General features: G+C 65.5%; 11 protein-coding genes and 1 riboswitch. Of the genes, 5 read left to right on the top strand and 6 right to left on the bottom strand.

Annotated elements, in window-relative coordinates:
• The first annotated feature begins 224 nt into the window (after positions 1 to 224).
• A riboswitch (cobalamin riboswitch) is annotated at positions 225 to 432 on the top strand.
• A gap of 200 nt (positions 433 to 632) precedes the next feature.
• From ABIB95_RS07190 to ABIB95_RS07180, 3 genes are all read left to right on the top strand, one after another.
• Complete coding sequence (locus ABIB95_RS07190; protein WP_354238352.1) at positions 633 to 2,981, top strand: TonB-dependent receptor; 2,349 nt, start codon at positions 633 to 635, stop codon at positions 2,979 to 2,981.
• A 138-nt stretch (positions 2,982 to 3,119) separates the two neighbouring features.
• On the top strand, positions 3,120 to 3,527 hold the full coding sequence (locus ABIB95_RS07185) for a GFA family protein (RefSeq protein WP_354238351.1): 408 nt from the start codon (positions 3,120 to 3,122) through the stop codon (positions 3,525 to 3,527).
• A gap of 160 nt (positions 3,528 to 3,687) precedes the next feature.
• The gene (locus ABIB95_RS07180; RefSeq protein WP_354238350.1) at positions 3,688 to 4,767 is read left to right on the top strand and encodes a Cj0069 family protein; all 1,080 of its coding nucleotides are present in this window, start codon (positions 3,688 to 3,690) and stop codon (positions 4,765 to 4,767) included.
• 22 nt (positions 4,768 to 4,789) lie between these two features.
• Here ABIB95_RS07180 and ABIB95_RS07175 read toward each other — a convergent pair whose 3' ends face one another.
• The gene (locus ABIB95_RS07175; RefSeq protein ID WP_354174780.1) at positions 4,790 to 5,617 is read right to left on the bottom strand and encodes an MBL fold metallo-hydrolase; all 828 of its coding nucleotides are present in this window, start codon (positions 5,615 to 5,617) and stop codon (positions 4,790 to 4,792) included.
• Between the two features lie 93 nt (positions 5,618 to 5,710).
• On the opposite strand from ABIB95_RS07175, the gene ABIB95_RS07170 reads away from it, so the two are divergent.
• Positions 5,711 to 6,574, top strand: a complete 864-nt coding sequence (locus ABIB95_RS07170; protein WP_354238349.1) for a LysR family transcriptional regulator — start codon at positions 5,711 to 5,713, stop codon at positions 6,572 to 6,574.
• On the opposite strand, the gene ABIB95_RS07165 is transcribed toward ABIB95_RS07170, so the two are convergent.
• Together ABIB95_RS07165 and ABIB95_RS07160 are read right to left on the bottom strand one after the other, a co-directional pair.
• A complete protein-coding gene (locus tag ABIB95_RS07165) occupies positions 6,571 to 7,332 on the bottom strand; it encodes a hypothetical protein (RefSeq protein ID WP_354174776.1) in 762 nt (253 codons plus the stop codon). The two genes, ABIB95_RS07170 and ABIB95_RS07165, sit on opposite strands and share 4 nt — an antisense overlap.
• A gap of 15 nt (positions 7,333 to 7,347) precedes the next feature.
• On the bottom strand, positions 7,348 to 7,536 hold the full coding sequence (locus ABIB95_RS07160) for a hypothetical protein (protein WP_014496746.1): 189 nt from the start codon (positions 7,534 to 7,536) through the stop codon (positions 7,348 to 7,350).
• A 255-nt stretch (positions 7,537 to 7,791) separates the two neighbouring features.
• Here ABIB95_RS07160 and ABIB95_RS07155 point away from each other — a divergent pair, with 255 nt between their 5' ends.
• A complete protein-coding gene (locus ABIB95_RS07155) occupies positions 7,792 to 8,766 on the top strand; it encodes a DUF2336 domain-containing protein (RefSeq protein WP_354238348.1) in 975 nt (324 codons plus the stop codon).
• Here ABIB95_RS07155 and ABIB95_RS07150 read toward each other — a convergent pair.
• Genes ABIB95_RS07150 through ABIB95_RS07140 form a run of 3 tightly spaced genes read right to left on the bottom strand, consistent with a single transcriptional unit; the run spans position 8,763 to position 11,745 of the window.
• Positions 8,763 to 9,107 carry a DUF1491 family protein gene (locus tag ABIB95_RS07150; RefSeq protein ID WP_063986550.1) on the bottom strand — a complete coding sequence of 115 codons (345 nt, stop codon included), beginning with the start codon at positions 9,105 to 9,107 and terminating at the stop codon, positions 8,763 to 8,765. The genes ABIB95_RS07155 and ABIB95_RS07150 overlap by 4 nt on opposite strands.
• Before the next feature lie 57 nt (positions 9,108 to 9,164).
• Positions 9,165 to 9,881: a peptidoglycan-binding domain-containing protein gene (locus tag ABIB95_RS07145; protein WP_063984584.1), complete on the bottom strand. Its 717-nt coding sequence runs from the start codon at positions 9,879 to 9,881 to the stop codon at positions 9,165 to 9,167.
• A complete protein-coding gene (locus ABIB95_RS07140) occupies positions 9,874 to 11,745 on the bottom strand; it encodes a PAS domain-containing sensor histidine kinase (RefSeq protein ID WP_354238347.1) in 1,872 nt (623 codons plus the stop codon). The genes ABIB95_RS07145 and ABIB95_RS07140 overlap by 8 nt, the downstream gene beginning before the upstream one ends.
• Positions 11,746 to 12,133 lie beyond the last annotated feature (388 nt).

Raw genomic sequence — 12,133 nt, 5'->3', positions numbered from 1 at the left:
GACTTACCTTGTCGGGCCGGAACTCGGCCTCAGTAGCATATTCGGACACCAAAGGCAGTCATTGATCGTGGTCAAGCGTTCGTTACCCAGGCTCGTCCGGAGGCCGGGTTGGACGTTTCGACGCACCCCTTCGGACTATCGTGCAAAACAGCAACACAAGGCCACCATCGACCGACCGGCCCGTCCAGCAGCCCGCGCGGATGTTGACGCGCTCATCCCCTGATGCCAGTTTCGTGATCGGTAGTGTCCGCAAGGACTCTTCAAGGGAATGCGGTGCGTCCACCTCAGTGGGCAATTCCGCGGCTGCCCCCGCAACTGTAGGCGGATAGTCGACGACCAAACAAACCACTGGAGCCCCGCTTGGGCCTCTGGGAAGGTGGTCGAAGGCGATGACCCGCGAGCCAGGAAACCTGCTACCAGCCATGGTCACGCGCGAACGCATTGGGCGGGGTGCCCTGATGTCGGACAAGTAGCCGGTGCATCCGCCGCCTGGGGCGAAGGTGGATGACTAAGGCAACCGCGGTGACGGTTTGTTTGCGTCGCCGCAGAGCGTTGTCGTGCAAAATCTTCATTTCCGTGCTGGCGCAAGGCCAGCGTTATCGCGTGCTTTCCTGATTACTCTGCTCTCGTCGGTGTCCTTGTCGTCCGCGGCGCTCGCGCAAAGCGCGGCGCAGGACAACCGCTCCCGGGAGGTCGGCCCGGTGATCGTGTCGCCGCCTGCGCCGCGACAGGCTCCTGCCGTCAGCCCCGGCACTCAGAAGCAGCGCGCCGCCCGGCGCGCCGCGGGACGCAATCGTGGCGCCCCTGCTGTCGCCGTTCCGGCCACGCAAGCTCCGAGCGGCCCGGTGCAGACGCCGCTCAACACGGCAGCCGTCACCGACGTCGGCTCCCGGCTCGGCATCACGGCGCGCGAGATGCCGGCGACCGTCGAGGTCATCAGTCAGCAGACGATGCAGAACCTGGGCATCCGGACCACGACCGACGTCGCCAAGGCTGCAGTCGGCGTCACCGGCGGCGATGCGCCCGGCGCGCCCGCCATCTTCTCGATGCGTGGCTTTTCCGGCGACCAGATCTCCACGCTCTACAACGGCATCCCGATCGGGCCGTCGACCATGACCGGCCGTCCCATGGACGTGGCTGGCCTCCAGCAGGTCGAGATCATCAAGGGACCGGACTCGCTGGTGGCGGGCCTCGGTGCGACCGGCGGCGCCATCAACTACGTGAACAAGGCGCCGCACACCGGACCAATCGTCAACGACGCCTTCACCTCCTACGATTCCTTCAACGGCTATCGCGCCGGATACGGCTCGGGCGGCAGCACGCTGATCAACGGCCTCGACTACCGCTTCGACATCAGCCATTTCAACAACAAGGGCTTTATCGACGACACCTATTCGAAGCTCAGCAACGTCTCGGGCCAGCTGAACTATCGCGTCAACGAGAACCTGAAGATCTGGGGCGCGACCGAATACAGGCAGGACAACGACCGCTTCTACTGGGGGACGCCGCTGGTGCCGGCGAACGCGCCGGGCATCGTGCCGACGTACGGCGTCGTCTCCGGCCTTTGGAGCAACTATTACCTCGGCGGCGGCACGCCGGTCCCGGTCACCATCGACGCGCGCACGCTGACCACGAACTACAACGTGCTCGACAATCACAGCGGCGCCAACGAGCTCTGGCTGCGCAGCGGCTTTCAATGGGACATCACCAACAACATCTCGCTGAAGAGCCAGGTCTATGGCTATGACGCCCACCGGCACTGGTTCAACAACGAGATCTCGTCGTTCGACCAGACCGTAGGCAATTTCGCAGGCGCGCAGAGCATCTACCGCGAGCGCCTGGCGCTCGATCACGCGCAGCGGCTCTACGGCAACATCACCGACCTCACCGTCAATTCCAATCTCGGCGGAATGGACAATCGCTTCGTCGCCACCGTGGCGGCGAGCAGCAACCAGTTCAACGTCTCGCAGGACACGCTGTTCTTCAATGACTACGTCGACCTCCTCAATCCGGACCGCGGCCTCTACGGCCCGCGCAGCGACGAGAAGATCTACACCCATCTCGACACCGCCTCGCTGTCGTTCGAGGACCGGCTCAAGCTGACCTCGACCTTTGCGCTGATCGGCGGCATCCGTTTTGAGAATATCGAGCTGTCGCGGACCCGCTTCGACGAGAATGGCCTCCTGAAAGCCAACTATCCTTTCTCGAAGACGTTCAATCCGGTCACCGGACGCATCGGTTACACCTGGGACATCGCGCCCGGCGTGATGCTTTACAGCCAGTACGCGACGGCAGCCGACCCGACGGTGGCGAACATCTTCATCCTCAGGCCCACGACGCCGCTGCTGCTCACGACGTCGCGGACCTACGAGACCGGCGTGAAAGTGCTGTCGGCCGACAAGCGCGCGGAGGCCACGTTCTCGGCCTTCGACATCGAGCGCAAGAACGTCTACGTCCCCGAAAGCGGCATCCTCTTCAACGTCGCCGGCAAGATGGCCTCCAAGGGCGTCGAGATCGCCGCCGCGGTCAATCCGGTCGCGGGCCTGAAACTATGGGGCAACGTCGCCTTCGTGCAGTCGCGCTTCATCGATTTCACCTATGTCGACGGCAATGGCGACTTCCAGTCCTATTCGGGCAAGACACCGCCCAACGTTCCGAACTTCATCGCCAACGCCGGCGCCTCCTATCGCTTCGACACGAAGCTGCCGGTGGAGATCGGCGGCCTCGTCCGTCACGTCGGCGACCGCTTCAACTTCCAGGACAATCTGGTCACGATGGACGCCTACACGATCTTCGACGCGTTCGCATTCGTCGACATCCCCAAAGCCTATTTCCCGGGCGTGGACCAGACCCGGATCAGCTTTCGCGTGAGGAACCTGACCAACAAGCTCTACGCGGCCTGGGGCGATCCGGGTTACACCGACCAGATCATCCTCGGCGCGCCGCGCAGCTACGAGGTCGCAGCTTCGTTCAAATGGTAGTCGCGGATCACATCGCCCGCGCCGTGGCAGGAGTTGTCACGCGACAGTAGGACGCAATCGCAAATCGATTGCGCCGTTGAAGCCGCAGGTCTCGAGAGCTATCGATCAACGAAACCTCGCTTCCATCGGGAGGAACGCATGAGCACCATCACCGGCGGTTGTCACTGCGGCGCGATCCGCTATCGGGTCGAGGGCGAAGCGATCGTGCACGCGCTGTGTCACTGCCGCGATTGCAGGCTTCACGCGGGCGCTCCCGTCGTCGGCTGGACGATGTACGCGGACGATGCCGTCAAGGTGACCAAAGGCGAGCCCAAGGTGTATCACTCCTCGGAACATGCGCGGCGGCACTTTTGCGGCGACTGCGGAACCGGCCTGTTTTATGTCAACGCCGACATGTTGCCCGGGGTCATCGACGTCCAGAGCGCGACCTACGACGATCCCGATGCCGTACCGGCGACGATGCACATCCAGGTCGCAGAGCGCCTTCGATGGATGGAGCGCGCGCACGAACTGCCGACATTCGACCGCTATCCTCCGCCACCGTAGCGGCGCGCGCGAAGCGTTCGCCATCTGGATGGAACCGCACAAACACCATCTTGCAACGGCCGGACGATCTCACGTAGATTGATCGGCGTGGGGACGAAGCAGACTCCCCGTGAGACCTCGGTCCAAGCTCTGCGCAGCACGCCATTCGTGGAGCTTGCGCATGGATACCGAACGCCACCCTCCTCTCCGCCCTACCGTTGCCATCCTCTCCCGCGGCGACGCTGCCGCGCGCCGGGACACGACGGCACAAAACAGCCGCTTCGTCCGCGTTTTCGAAGCACTCGCCGCGGTCGGCATCGAAGCCCGGCCGGTGATCTACGACGAGATCTTCGCCGGCGCCGTCCGCGATCAACTGCTCGCCGTCGATGGCGTGCTCGTCTGGGTCGATCCGATCCATCAGGGCAAGACGCGCGAGGCCCTCGACCCGCTACTTCGCGACGTTGCGGCGCAAGGGCCATGGGTGAGCGCACATCCCGACGTGATCCTGAAGATGGGCGTCAAGGAGGTGCTCTACCGAACGCGTCATCTCGGCTGGGGAGCCGACACGCATCGCTATGACACCGCCGCAAGCTTCCGCGCCGAATTTCCCGCGCGCCTTCAGGCGAACGGTCCGCGCGTGCTCAAGCAAAATCGCGGCAATGGTGGCCAAGGGGTGTGGAAGGTGGAGGCCCAGCCCAACGCGGACGCCATGGTTCGCGTGCTGCATGCCCAACGCGGCAGTCTACCCGAGGACATGCCGCTCGATGCCTTGCTCGCCCGCTGCGAACCGTATTTCGGATGGGGCGGCTGCATCATCGACCAGGCGTTCCAACCCCGTCTGCCCGACGGCATGATCCGTTGCTACATGAGCGGCGCCAAGGTCGCGGGCTTCGGGCATCAATTGATCAAGGCCCTGATCCCGCCGCCGCCGGAAGGCCCCGACGCACCCGAGGCTCAGCCGGGCCCACGGATCATGTACGGACCCGATGCTTCGCAATTCCAGGCGCTCCGAAGATCGATGGAGGACGAATGGACGCCGCAGCTGATGGACACGCTCGGCATCGACGAGCCGTCGCTGCCGGTGATCTGGGACGCGGACTTCCTGTACGGGCCCCGCGACGCCGCGGGCACCGACACGTACGTCCTGTGCGAAATCAACGCGAGCTCATGCTTTGCGATTCCCGACGACGCGCCGGCGGCAATCGCCCGAACGGTGAAGCACCGCTTGCTCCGGACTCAAGCAGTGCGTTCGGGCGCATAACCGGCGGCCCGGCTTCGACACCCTAATGCGCAGCGCAGCGGCAGCTTTCATAGGCGACGGGATCGTGGCTGTTGACGATGCTCACGCGGTCGCCGTGGTTGAGCTTCAGCGCGCGCAGCCGCGCCTGGTTGGCGATCCGCATCTTGCGATCCATGTCGCCGCGGCGCTGGAAATAACCCAGCATCAACGGCACGCGCGGCGACGGGTCGAGCTGGGCGTGGTGGAAATAGCTGTCGCCGGCATGCAGCAGCCATTTGTCACCTGATCGCACCGCGATGCCGCAATGGCCGAGCGTGTGGCCAGCGAGCGGGATCATCAGGATGTCGGCTTCCTTGTCGCCGAGCGCGCGCACGCCCTTGAAGCCGAACCAGTCCTCGCCGGCCTCGCCATAGAATGTCCAGCGCGGCCCATGGCTCCACTGCCCCGTGACATAGCGCCCTTCGGGCGGCGCGGGCTTGCGTACCACCGCCATGTCGTATTCGGCGCGATGGACGTGGATCGCGGCATGGGGAAAGTCCGGTACGCCGCCGGCGTGGTCGCGGTCGAGATGCGTCAGCAGCACGTGGCGCACATCGCTGGGCGAGTAGCCGAGCGCCTTCACCTGCTCGACCGCCGTCTCCGCCGGATCCAGCCTCGGCGCGGTCTGGCGCAGCCATCGGCCCCCCAGCCGATCGGGCGTTGCGATATCGCCGAGACCGATGCCGGTGTCGACCAGAGCGAGTCCGTCCTTCGTCTCGACCAGCAGGCAATGGCAGACCAGGCGGGCGCGCTGGAACAGGCCGCCAGTGCCGTTCACAAGACGGCGGCCCATGGGGCACATCGTGCCGGTGTTGAGGTGGTGGATCTTCATGGCGCGTTCCTGCTGTTGTGAGCAGGGCGTTCTTGCCACCGGGCGATCTATAGGTAAAATATTGAATACTGATACTATCTCTAGGTTCATCTTATGGACATCCGCGAGCTTCGCTACTTCGCCGCCGTGTACCGCGAGCGCAATCTGACCGCGGCGGCGCGCGCATGCTTCGTATCGCAGCCGTCGATCTCGACCGCGATCACCCATCTGGAGGCCGAGCTCGGCACCACGCTGTTCATCCGGCACAAGAAGGGCGTCGCGCCGACCGCCTCAGCCGAGCAGTTTCATGCGCTGGCCCGCCGCATCATCGACGATGCGGACGCCGCACGCAGCCTGTTCAGGAAGCCGAATACGAAGACCACCGTCACGCTGGGACTGATGCGCACGCTCGACATCCCCCGAACGATCGCGCTGCTGAAGCCGCTGACGGCGCGCACCGACATCGCGCTTCGCCTCGTCGGCAGCGACGAGCGCGCCGATGCGCGCATCATCTCGAAGAGCATGCTGCGCGCCGACGAGCATTTCGTCGCGCTGTGGAGCGAGCGCTATGTCGCCGCACTTCCGCCCTCGCATCCGCTGACGCTGAAGGAGAAGCTGCGGACCGCCGATCTCGCCGGCGTCCCCCTGATCGACCGCTGCCATTGCGAGCAAAGCGAATTCTTCGGTCGGAACTCACAACGAAGGCAGACCGCGGCGATCGCGCAATCGGAGGATTGGGCGATGGCGCTGGTCGCGGCCGGCGTCGGCATTGCCATCGTCCCGGAAGGCGTGGCGCGCGGCAATCCCGACGTCGCGGTGCGCGAGATCGAGGTGAAGGTCAAACGCGAGGTCGGGCTTGCCTATCGCGCATCAGTGCCGCTGGCGGATGCGCTGAAGGATTTTGTCGGGAAACTTCAGAAGCAGCGGCGCAAGCCGGATCCGACCGGCCCACGGCGCAACAAACGCAGGAAGTCCTAGCCCTTCGAGATGACTGCGCGGCCATAGGGCGGCTGGGCCGCAACCGGCGGATTGGCAGTCTGGGCCGCGAGCTCGCCGATCAGGCGGTCGGCATCGGCGGCCATGCCGTCGGGCGCCTGGATCACCAGACGCTCCAGCGCCCAGCGATAGGACGAGACGCGCTGCTCGAGGCACAGCTGCACCCACTGGATGATCAGCGAGTTCTCCCGCATGCGCGCGACCGCATCATCCCTCTCCCTTGGCGAGAGCTCGGAGACCCGCGCCATGGTCGCATCGCGCTTCCTGTCGAGATCGATGACGCGGATCGCGGAGCCGAAGAACGGCTCGAAACGGGTGATGTCGTTGCGCACGTCCTCGATCAGCTGCGCATAGCGCGATGAATGCGAGCGATGCGGCTCGTCGATCAGCGTGCGCCCATACATGGTGCGGTCGAACACGACCTTCTGCTGCCAGGGCGACGGCAGCGCCCTGTAGTCGCCGAATACGCTCTTCCAGGCGGGCCGCGACAGCGGCGGCTCGATCATGGGATAGGCGAGATCGCGAAGCTGGCGCTCCGCGTCGGTGAGCTGGAATTGGGACGACTTCAGGCCGACGCTGCCGGTGGCCTCGGCCCCGAGCCAGCGATGCATGTCGTCGCTGCGCATGTCAGCGCGGGTGCGGCCGAAATCGCCGCCGCTGCACGCGCCGAGCGTCGCACCGACGAGTGCGAGCAGGACGGCCGTTACGACAGGCCGGATCTGACGGATGGCATCCGGCATTGCAAGAGCCGGATGCTAGCGGCGACGACGACGGCGCCCCGGCGCTGTGCCCTGCTCCGGCCCGCGATCGCCGCTGGTCTCTTCCGTCTGGCGCTCGATGCGGATCACGGGGAGGATCAGAATCGTTCCCGTTTCCGTACGCGGCGTGGCATCCCCCGACGAGCCTGCCCGGCGACCGGCCGGAAATTCGATAATGGTCCCCATATCAGCTCTCTATCAATTGCCGCGCGACCGAGCGCGCTGGTGCAACGTGCGTTCATTAAGATCAGTTCATGGTTAACGGGGTGTAAACGCGCCTGCCGGACCGTAACTTCACGGGCGGCCTCCCGCGTCCCGTTGCGGGACGACAACACCTGAAATGATGGGGTCGACTTCACGCCTCGTTTTCCTTAACGAGCCTTTAAAGGAACCTGCGTTAGGCTCGCGGACGAGTATCTTTCCCAGGTCGCGTATCTCTCCATGACCAAGTCGCTGTTTCCCGGATTCGACGGGCTGATGAGCCTCTCCCGTCGCGAAGGCGTTGATGTTCGCCCGACGCTGCTGCGCGTGCTGACGGACCTCTATGTCCAGGCGCCCACCCACAGCGACGACGAGCAGCGCCAGTTCATCGAGCTTGCGACGCGGCTGATCGACCAGGTCGACGATGCGACGCGCGCGGCCGTCAAGGCGAAGCTTGCGATCTATCCGCTGACGCCCGTCCCGGTCCTGCAGAAACTCGGGCTGGTTGCGACCCAGGAAGGCCGCAGGGTTCCGCTCGCGCGCGAAATTCGCAGCTCCCCGCAGGCGGCTTCGCCTGCTCGCACGCCGACCGACGCCGAGTTGCGCTTGGCCGCCAACATGGCGATGCAGCCGAAGGAAGCGGCCGAGATCCACGACATGTTCTTCCGCGCCGATGCGACCCAGCGCGCGCTGGTCCTGCACAATCTGGCGCAGACCCCGCTGAAGGCCGCGCCGCGGATTCCGACCGTGCGCGCCAAGCGTGCGATCCAGATCCTGGAGATGGCGGCAATCGCCAACGATGTCGAGAATTTCACCTACGAGCTCGGCGACAGCCTGATCCTGCCCTCGCGCGTCGCCGCCCAGATCGTCGACGATGCCGGCGGCGAAGCGCTCGCAATCGCCGCGCGCGCGCTCGACATGCCGAGCCCGAACTTCCAGCGCATCCTCCTGTTCTTCAAGCCGGAGATCGGCACGTCGGTCGATGCGGTGTACCGGTTGTCGCGGCTCTACGACCGGCTCAGCGACCGCTCCGCGCTGGTGATGCTGGCGGCCTGGCGCGGCTCGACGCTCGCGGTCACGCGCGCGAAATACCAGTCCTCGCTGCATGACAGCGAACGCCAGCGCGCGCGCGCGGGCGCGAGCCAGACCCGGCCGGGCGTGCAGCCGGGCTCGGCGCCTGCGGTGCGGACGGGCACCGACGGATCGGACCGCTAGGTCTTCGCCAACTCGAGAAAGTGACGGCCTTTGCGGTCCTCGGTCTCGACGATCCAGGCGTCCGGATCGAAGCGGATTTCCTTGGTGAGGCGCTCCTCGACTGCTGGCTCAGGCATCGGCTGCGCGGCAAGTGGCACGAAGAAGCGATCGACCGGCCGGCCGTCGTCATAGACGGTCTGCGGCGCCGGTACGTACAGCATCGCGTTGCCGTCGAGCAGCGACACCTTCACGAATACCGCGCCCGCCTCCTCGGCACCGCGACGACGCACCGCCCCGAACACGCCTTCGGTCTGGCACCGGCGCAGGTAGGCGGAAACCCAGATGTTTGATTTCAAACGCATGAAGAGCACGATAGGCCAGTGCTGCAATCAGCACCAGCCTGCGCGCAACAATGACGCTTATTCGACCGGATGGCCGATCGCGGCCCCAAGCTCGCGCAGCAGGCGGTCGGACACCTGACCCGTCACCTGCATCTTGTGCTCGCGCTCGAATTTCTGGATCGCGGACTGCGTCTCTGCGCCCATCGTGCCCGTGATCTTCAAATTGCCATAGCCGTATTCGGACAGCGCGCGCTGCACGCCGGCGATACGCCGCGCGGCCGGACTCTGCGCGACGGGAATCGGCGCCGGCGGACGCGCGATGGCGACGGATTGCGGCGGCGCCGACGTCGTTTGCTTGACCAGATTGGTCATCGGATCGCCCGCGCGCGGCGTCGATGCCGTCGCCTCGACCGGCTTCTCGGGGGCCTTCTCGGCGGCGCGCTCGACAGGCTTGGGCTCGGCGCGGAATTCCGTCGCTCTCGGCTCCAGCGGCGAGGTATCCGCGCCGACGGGGCGCGGACGCGGCAAGGGGTTCGACAGCGGCACGGACGACGGCGCGGGAAGATTGATCACGGTGCCGAACATCGGCGCCGGATGCCGGCCGGTCTGAAGGAACAGCGCGTTGGCAACGATCGCGCTGACTGCGGCGACGGCGACGAGACCGGCCAGCGTGTCCTTGGGACTGTGCAGCAGGATGCGCATCGCAAGATTGCGCTCGGTCTCGACATCGATGACCGCGGCCTTGGCGCCACGGCGGCGCGGAGCGGCTTCGTCCTTGGCAGACTTCTTAGGCACTTTTCTTCACCAGAGCGGGTTGGTCGTGAGATTGGTCCTGAAGCTCCTGGCGCGGCACCGGCGTCAGCGTCGCGATCTTGCTCTCGGCCGCCATTCTATCGGACGTCTTGGCCTGCGGCGGCGTGTAGACGAGCGGCAATCTGACGGTGACGGAGGTGCCCTCGCCGAGCCTGCTTTGTACAGTCAATTCGCCGAGATGCAACGCCACCAGACTCTTCACGATCGAAAGCCCGAGACCCGTGCCTTCGTGACGGCGCTGATAAGTTTTTCCGGCCTGGAAGAACGGCGCGCCGATGCGCTTGAGATCATCTGCCGCAATGCCGACGCCGGTGTCGCTGATGCGCAGCGCGAGCTGCGATCCGGACACCGCGGCCGATACGGTGACCTGACCACCGCGCTCGGTGAACTTGATGGCGTTGGCGACGAGATTGAGCACGATCTGCTTGAAGGCGCGCGGATCGCCGGTCATGACAGGCAGGTCCTGCGGCGCATCGGTGATGAGGTCGATGCCGTTCTCCCGCGCCTTCAGCGCCAGCAGATTGCAGCAATGCATCAGAGATGCGCGCGGCGCGAACGGTTCCGACGCAATCTCGAAATTGCCCGATTCCATCTTCGACATGTCGAGGATGCCGTTGACGACCGAGAGCAGATGCTGGCCGGAATCGTTGATGAGCTGGGCATATTCCTTGCGCTGGGCCGCACCCAGCATCAGGGTCTGCTCCTGCGCGATCATCTCGGAGAAGCCGATGATGGCGTTGAGCGGCGTGCGCAGCTCGTGGCTCATGGTGGCGAGGAAGCGGGTCTTGGCGGCATCGGCCGCTTCCGCGGCGCTGCGCGCCTGATCGAGCGCCTGCTCCGCGAGCTTGCGATCGGTGACGTCGCGCATCACGCCGACGACTTCCGCTTCGCGCGTGGCGTCACCGTCAATATCCTGGCGGCCCATGTCCTGGTCGAGCGGCCGGCAGCGCATCTCGACCCAGATGAAATCGACCTGGCCACGCTCCGATCCGGCCGGCTCCCGCCGCAGCCGGAACTCGACGCTGCGCACGTCCCCGCGCGCGGCATCGGAGAGCGCCGTGAGATAGGCCGGACGATCGGCGACGTGGACGCGGTCGAACAGGCCGTGGCCGAGCAGCTGCGCGACAGGCATGCCGAGCATGGCTTCCACCGCCGGCGAGATGAACTGCACAGCGCCGTTGCGCCGATGCCGCGAGATGACGTCGCTCATGTTGCGCGCCAGCAGGCGATAGCGCTCTTCCTCGCGCAACAGCAGCGCAACGCTGGTGCGCGCGAGCGATTCCGCGCCGAAGGCGAGGCCCGCGGCATAGAGCGTCGCCGAGGCGACGCCGAACGCCATCAGCACGCCGCGTTGTGCGGCGCTGGCGTCTCCGGCCGGAAGCCAGCCGAGCTGGCCGGCAAGGATCAGGACGCCGGCGCAGGACAGCGCAAGCAGGGAGGCAAAGGCCGCGACGCGGCGCGAGGCCGACAACGCGGCTTCCAGGGGAACCACGACCAGCCAGATCGCGGCGAATGATTCGATGCCGCCGGTGGTGCCGGCAACCGCCATGATCAGGCCGGCAAGCGCCAGCGACGACAGCACATGGGCACCTTCATAGCGGCCGGTGCGCGACAGGAACCATGACAGGAGAATGGGGGCGATCAGCCACGCGAAGGCGGCGACCTCGATCGCGCTCGGCGCGCCGCGCGTGGCGAGATAGACCGGGAATGCGGCAAACGCGGCCAGGCTGCCGAGCAGCCGCGGCGCCATGAAGGCACGATGGCGCGCTCGCGTCAGCGCGTCGTAACGCGCGGAGGGATGCAGCAGTGCATCGAGACAATCGCGGATGATACTCAAAACTGTCACGGGTCTCGCGCTTCGGCCCACTCGTCGAGAAGACGCGCCGGAACGCCTCCTTATCGTTGAGCCACCGTGTCAGAGCGACCTTAAACGAGTGCTAAGGCAATGCGGCCCGCCGCCGGACACTGTGTCATCGCGGAGATTTTTAGGCGATTTGACCACGTCATCATCGGGGATGGTGAACACAGGGTTTCACCAGTCCCCGCATGGTTTCGAATTGGTGGACAAGCGGCGCCACCGAAATCACGGGGCTCCGGCGTCAATCGAAAATTTACGACGTGGCGGTTCAGGAAGATTCTTGCGTAGATTTTCCGCGAATTAAGCGGAAGGCAATCACTTGCGATTTATCGAGAGTTGCTAGGTCCGGCGCCTCGCGGGCATCGCCGCGGCGGGA

It is taken from the genome of Bradyrhizobium sp. LA2.1 (genome assembly GCF_040547725.1).
Lineage (GTDB): Bacteria > Pseudomonadota > Alphaproteobacteria > Rhizobiales > Xanthobacteraceae > Bradyrhizobium > Bradyrhizobium barranii.
Note: the sequence above shows the minus strand (reverse complement) of the source record. Positions and strands in the feature narration are given on the sequence as shown.

Coding starts and splice junctions, on each gene's coding strand:
- ABIB95_RS07185 (WP_354238351.1), top strand. CDS start 3,120: ATGAGCACCATCACCGGCGGTTGTCACTGCGGCGCGATCCGCTATCGG.
- ABIB95_RS07180 (WP_354238350.1), top strand. CDS start 3,688: ATGGATACCGAACGCCACCCTCCTCTCCGCCCTACCGTTGCCATCCTC.
- ABIB95_RS07175 (WP_354174780.1), bottom strand. CDS start 5,617: ATGAAGATCCACCACCTCAACACCGGCACGATGTGCCCCATGGGCCGC.
- ABIB95_RS07170 (WP_354238349.1), top strand. CDS start 5,711: ATGGACATCCGCGAGCTTCGCTACTTCGCCGCCGTGTACCGCGAGCGC.
- ABIB95_RS07165 (WP_354174776.1), bottom strand. CDS start 7,332: ATGCCGGATGCCATCCGTCAGATCCGGCCTGTCGTAACGGCCGTCCTG.
- ABIB95_RS07160 (WP_014496746.1), bottom strand. CDS start 7,536: ATGGGGACCATTATCGAATTTCCGGCCGGTCGCCGGGCAGGCTCGTCG.
- ABIB95_RS07155 (WP_354238348.1), top strand. CDS start 7,792: ATGACCAAGTCGCTGTTTCCCGGATTCGACGGGCTGATGAGCCTCTCC.
- ABIB95_RS07150 (WP_063986550.1), bottom strand. CDS start 9,107: ATGCGTTTGAAATCAAACATCTGGGTTTCCGCCTACCTGCGCCGGTGC.